The following is a 5,635-nucleotide window of genomic DNA, read 5'->3' on the forward strand; positions in this document are numbered from 1 at the left end:
AACCCGGCCAGCAGGTCCCGTCCCGTACCTCTTCCTCCGAGGCCTCCACCGCCACCATCACACCCCCGGCCGGGAGGGCCTGCATCAGCCGGCCGCGCGCCGCCACCAGCCGGGCCGCGTCGTCGAGGGAGAACACACCCGCCACGTGCGCGGCCGCGAACTCACCCACCGAATGACCCGCCAGGAAGTCCGGACGGACACCCCACGACTCCACCAGCCGGAACAGGGCCACCTCGACCGCGAACAGGGCGGGCTGCGCGTATCCGGTCTGGTTCAGGAGCTCGGCGTCGTCGCCGAACACCACGTCCCGCACGGGCCGTTCGAGGTGTGCGTCCAGTGCGGAGCAGACCGTGTCGAAGGCCTCCGTGAACACCGGGAAGGCCTCGTACAGTTCACGCCCCATCCCGAGCCGCTGACCGCCCTGCCCCGAGAACAGGAACGCCACCGTCTGCCGGGGCACCACGACGCCCGTCACCACGCCGGCGCTCCCGGCATCACCTGCGGGGGCGTCCTGCGCGAGCAGTTCCAGAGCCCGGCGCAGTCCCCCCCGGTCCGATGCCACGATCGCCGCCCGGTGGTCCAGGGCCGCCCGGGTCGTCGCCGTCGACAGGCCCAGGTCGGCCAGGGACTCGTCGGGGTTGTCCTGCGCATGGCGCAGGAGACGTGCGGCCTGGCCGCGCAGCGCGGCCTCGTTCTTCCCGGAGAGCAGTACGGGCGTCGCGCGCGCCGGGTGCTCCGGCGGCGCGTTCTCGCCGCCGGCCGGACCCGGCTCCGGCCGCGGGGGCTGCTCGATGACGACGTGGGCGTTGGTGCCACTGAAGCCGAACGAAGAGACCGCCGCCCGTCGGGGGCGGCCGTCGTGTTCCGCCCACTCCACGGGCTCGGTCAGGAGGCGTACGGTTCCGGACGACCAGTCGACGTGCGGGGTCGGCGCGTCCACGTGCAGGGTCCTGGGCAGGACGCCGTGCCGCATCGCCTCGACCATCTTGATGATCCCGCCCACCCCGGCCGCCGCCTGGGTGTGCCCGATGTTCGACTTGAGGGAGCCCAGCCACAGCGGCCGGTCGGCGGAGCGCCCCTGCCCGTACGTGGCCAGCAGCGCCTGCGCCTCGATCGGGTCGCCCAGTGTCGTGCCCGTGCCGTGCGCCTCCACCGCATCCACGTCGGTGGCCGACAGGCCGGCGTCCGTGAGGGCCTGGCGGATCACGCGCTGCTGCGAAGGACCGTTCGGGGCGGTGAGGCCGTTCGAGGCGCCGTCCTGGTTGACCGCGCTGCCCCGGACCACCGCCAGCACCGGGTGCCCGTTGCCCCGGGCGTCGGAGAGCCGCTCCACCAGCAGCATGCCCAGCCCCTCGCCCCAGCCGGTGCCGTCGGCGGCGGCCGCGAAGGGCTTGCAGCGGCCGTCGGCGGCCAGTCCGCGCTGGCGGCTGAAGTCGACGAAGGACGTCGGGGTGAGCATCGCGGTCACGCCGCCCGCGAGCGCCAGGTCGCACTCGCCCCGCCGCAGCGCCTGCACGGCGAGGTGCAGCGCGACCAGGGAGGAGGAGCAGGCGGTGTCGACGGTCACGGCCGGCCCTTCCAGGCCGAAGGTGTACGACACCCGTCCGGAGACGACGCTCGCCGCGCTGCCCGTGCCGATGTATCCGTCGACGTCCTCCACGGCCTGCTGGAGCACCGATGTGTGGTCGTGGTACATCACACCCGTGAACACGCCGGTGCGGCTGCCCTTGAGGGCCGTGGGGTCGATGCCGGCCCGTTCGAACGTCTCCCAGCAGGACTCCAGCAGGAGGCGTTGCTGGGGGTCCATGGTGAGTGCCTCACGAGGTGATATCTCGAAGAGGCCCGCGTCGAAGAGGTCGATCCCGTCGAGGAACCCGCCTTCCCGGACGTGGCTGGTGCCACGGGTGTCCGGGTCGGGGTCGTAGAGGGATTCGAGGTCCCAGCCACGGTCGCCGGGGAATGGCGTGATGGCGTCGCCGCCGTCCGTCAGGAACTGCCACAGGCCCTCGGGTGACGTGATGCCGCCGGGGAACCGGCAGCTCATCGCGACGATGGCGATCGGCTCGTGCTGTGCCGCGTCGAGGTCCCGCAGCCGCTCTCGGGCCTCGTGGAGATCCGCCGATACCCGCTTGAGGAAGTAGCGCAGCTTTTCCTCGTTGTTGTTCGCCTGGAGGTCAGACACCTGAGTCACCTTTTACGTCGAGCCGGTGGGGCCGGAAGCCGGCAGATGGGCTGTGCGGGGCGGGTCGCCGCCCACTCCGCGGTTCAGGAGATTCCGAATTCCTTGCCGAGGAAGTCGAACATCTCGTCGTCCGTGGCGGCGTGGAGTCCGTCCGCCACGTCCACGGGGCCGGTGGCGTCCGAGGTCCGCGACGCTTCCCGCGCCGTGCCCCCTCCGGCCGTGCCGGTGGTCGCGGCCCACTGGTCTAGGAGGTCCCGCAGGCGCGAGGTGATGGCGTCGCCGCCTTCCCCGCCGGCCGCCGCCGTGTTCCGCAGCGCCGTCTCGATCCGGTCGAGTTCGGCGAGCATCCCGGCGACGCCCGGGGCGGGCGGGGCCGCCTCGGTCTTGAGGTACTCGACGAGTTCGGCCGGGGTCGGGTAGTCGAAGACGAGCGTGGGAGGCAGCCGCAGCCCGGTGTCCTTGCCCAGCCGGTTGCGGAACTCGACCGCGGTCAAGGAGTCGAACCCGAGGTCCCGCAGGGCCTGACCGGGCCGGACCGCCCGGGGCGACGCGAGGTCGAGGACCGCGGCGACGTGCTCGCACACCAGGTCGAGCAGCGTCTTGCGCTGTTCGGCCTCGGTGAGACCGGCCAGACGCGCCGACAGTTCCCGCTGCCCGGCCTCGGTCGCGCCGGTCCCCGTACCGGTGCCCGGGGCTCCGTACCCGGCCGCGCCCGCGGCCGTCCGCCGGGCCGGAACCCGGACGAGCGAGGTGAGCAGGGCCGGCAGTGCGCCGGCCGCGGCCTGAGCGCGGAGTTCCGCCTGGTTCAGCCGTACGGGCACCACCGTGCTCTGGGGCTGGGCCGTCGCGGCGTCGAAGAGGCCGAGGGCCTCTTCGGTGGCCAGGGGCAGCACCCCGCCGCGGGCCATCCGGCCGCGGTCCGCGTCGCTCAGCGCGCCGGTGATCCCGCTGCTCTCGGCCCACAGCCCCCAGGCCAGCGATACGGCGGGCAGGCCCGCCGCCCGGCGCTGCTGGGCGAGGGCGTCCAGGAAGGAGTTGGCGGCGGCGTAGTTGCCCTGGCCCGCCGCGCCGAAGACACCGGCGGCGGAGGAGAAGAGGACGAACGCGGACAGTTCCATGTCCCGGGTGAGTTCGTCCAGGTGCAGGGCCGCGTCGACCTTGGGCCGGAACACCCGGTCGATCCGCTCCGCGGTCAGGCCGGTGACGATGCCGTCGTCGGTCACTCCGGCCACGTGCACCACCCCGGTCAGGGGGTGTTCGGCGGGTATCTCCGCAAGCAGCCGCGACAGCGCCTCGCGGTCGGCCACGTCGCAGGCGGCCACGGTGACCCGGGCCCCGCGTTCGGCGAGTTCCGCCTCCAGTTCGGCCATGCCCGCCGCCCGGGGGCCTCTCCGGCTGACGAGCAGCAGGTCGCGGACGCCGTGGGCGGTGACCAGGTGCCGTGCGACGTGGCGCCCCAGCAGGCCCGAGGCGCCGGTGACCAGCACCGTGCCGGCGGCGGTGAACGCGGGGGGCGTTTCACCGAGGGAGGCCGGGGTCTCGGCCCGCGCCAGCCGTGGCACGAGTACCGACCCGCCGCGTACGGCGAACTGTTCCTCGCCCGAGGCCAGCAGTGCGGGCAGCGCCCGCATCGAGGCGGCGTCGCGGTCGAGGTCGACCAGGACGAACCGGCCGGGGTTCTCCGACTGCGCCGAGCGCACCAGGCCCCAGACGGCGGCCTGCGCCGGGTCGACCTCCTTGTCCTGGTCCTCCTGGTCCCGGTCCTTGGCGACGACGGCGTTGGCGGTGAGGACGACCAGCCGGGTCCCGGCGTTCCGGTCGTCGGACAGCCAGTGCTGGAGGAGTTCCAGCGTGCGGTGCGCGGTCTCGTGGGCGTGGGCCACCGGATGGTCGCCGTCCGGGTGCACGTCGACGGCCGCGAGCACGACTCCCGGCAGCGCCGCCGCGCCGTCCGGACCGGGGCGGTACGAGACGTTCATGCCGGAGTCCTCCAGCGCGGCGCGCAGACCGTCGTCGCCGCCGATGAGGGTCCACTGCTCGCCCGGTCCACTCACGGGGTCCTCCGAGGTACGGGGAAGGGCGGTCCAGTCGACGCGGTAGAGGGAGTCGTACGGTCCGTGCTCGCGGCCGGCCCGGGCGAGTTGCTCCGCCGAGACGGGGCGCARCACCAGGGAGTCGACCGAGGCCACGGGCCGGCCCGCCGCGTCGGTCGCCAGCAGGGCCACCGCGTCCGCTCCGGCCGGAGTGATCCTGACCCGCAGGGCCGTGGCGCCGGTGGCGTGCACCGTCACCCCGCTCCAGGCGAACGGGATCCGTCCGTGTCCGGCGTCGGGCAGCAGGCCGCCGAGGCCGATCGCGTGCAGCGCCGAGTCGAGCAGCGCCGGGTGGATCCCGAAGCCGCCCGTTTCCGTGCCGTCGGGCAGCCGTACTTCGGCGAACACCTCGTCGCCGCGCCGCCACAGGGCGTGAAGGCCCTGGAACACCGGTCCGTAGCCGAAGCCGAGGCCGGCCAGCCGCTCGTACGCTCCGCCGGTGTCCAGGCGGTCGGCCCCGGGGGCGGGCCAGACCGCGAGGTCGTGCGGCTGCCCTTCCGGGGCCTGTGGCCGCGCGTCCACGGACACGACACCGGTGGCGTGGCGGGTCCACGGTTCGACGGCGTCGGCGCTCTCGGGACGCGAGTACACGTTGACGGCACGGTGCCCGGTCGCGTCCGGGCCGCCGACGACGGCCTGGAGGCGTACGGCGGCTTGCTCGCGCAAGACGAGCGGGGCGCCGAGGGTCAGCTCGTCCACGCGGTCGCAACCCACCTCTTCGGCGGCCCGCAGTGCGAGGTCGACCAGGGCGGTGCCCGGCAGCAGGATCGTGTCCATGACCGTGTGGTCGCTGAGCCACGGGTGCGTGGCCGGCGACAGCCGTCCGGTGAGCAGGGCCCCCTCACCGTCCGCGAGGGCGACGGCGGCACCCAGCAGGGGGTGCTCGGCCGCCACGAGCCCCGCGGAGGCCACGTCACCGGCGGGGGAACCCGGGGCGAGCCAGTAGCGGCGGCGGTGGAAGGCGTAGGTGGGGAGGTCTACGTGCCGAGCCTCCTGTCCGGCGAAGACGGCGGTCCAGTCGACGGGTACGCCGTGGACGTGGAGGTGGGCGAGGGCGGTGGTGACGGCCAGGTCCTCGGCGCGGTCGGCGCGCAGGAGGGGGACGGTGACCGCGTGCTCGTCCAGGGAGTCCTGGGCCATGGCGGTCAGGACACCGCCGGGACCGACCTCCAGGAAGGTGCGGACGCCCAGGTCGGCGAGGGAGGCGACGGCGTCGGCGAAGCGGACGGCCTCGCGGACGTGGCGCACCCAGTAGTCGACCGAGCAGAACTCCTCCGCCGACACCGTCCGGCCCGTCAGGGCCGAGACGACCGGAACGCGCGGCGCTCCGAAGGAAACACCGTCCACGACGGCCCGGAAG

The 5,635-nt window shown here is 74.1% G+C and carries 2 protein-coding genes; both read right to left on the reverse strand.

Annotated elements, in window-relative coordinates; all coding sequences use genetic code 11:
- Positions 1-2,182 (reverse strand): type I polyketide synthase (locus AB4039_RS41120; protein ID WP_442273193.1); only part of this gene is annotated, 2,182 nt, incomplete at its 3' end.
- A gap of 83 nt (positions 2,183-2,265) precedes the next feature.
- On the reverse strand, positions 2,266-5,635 hold a 3,370-nt coding region (locus AB4039_RS41125), incomplete at its 5' end, for a type I polyketide synthase (protein WP_442273194.1).

The sequence above is a fragment of the Streptomyces sp. M-16 genome (assembly GCF_052114405.1).
Lineage (GTDB): Bacteria > Actinomycetota > Actinomycetes > Streptomycetales > Streptomycetaceae > Streptomyces.